The sequence below is a fragment of the Streptomyces lancefieldiae genome (genome assembly GCF_031845825.1).
Lineage (GTDB): Bacteria > Actinomycetota > Actinomycetes > Streptomycetales > Streptomycetaceae > Streptomyces > Streptomyces lancefieldiae.
On the sequence record NZ_JAVRFH010000358.1, the window covers coordinates 1 to 428 of the forward strand.

General features: G+C 72.2%; 1 protein-coding gene. It reads left to right on the forward strand.

The window, feature by feature from the left end; translation table 11 throughout:
• On the forward strand, nt 1–415 hold a 415-nt coding region (locus tag RM812_RS42500; RefSeq protein ID WP_311586401.1), incomplete at its 5' end, for a precorrin-8X methylmutase.
• Between the last annotated feature and the right edge of the window lie 13 nt (nt 416–428).

Here is a 428-nt window from a genome sequence, read left to right on the forward strand (position 1 = left end):
GATCCTCTGCGATGTGGCGATGGTGGCCAGCGGGGTCACCCGCAAGCGGCTGCCCGCGGACAACGACGTGGTGTGCACGCTCTCCGACCCGTCCGTGCCGGAGCTGGCCGCGAAGATGGGAACCACGCGGAGTGCGGCGGCCCTGGAGCTGTGGCGGGACCGGATGGAGGGGGCGGTGGTCGCGGTCGGCAACGCGCCAACAGCCCTGTTCCGGCTGCTGGAGATGATCGAGGAGGGCGCCCCGCGCCCGGCCGCCGTCATCGGCGTCCCGGTCGGCTTCGTCGGCGCGATGGAGTCGAAGGAGGCCCTGGCCGAACACCCGTCGGGCCTGGAGCACCTGATCATCCGGGGCAGGCGCGGCGGCAGCGCGATAGCGGCGGCGGCGCTCAACGCCATCGCGAGCGAGGAAGAGTAGTGAACTCCCCAGT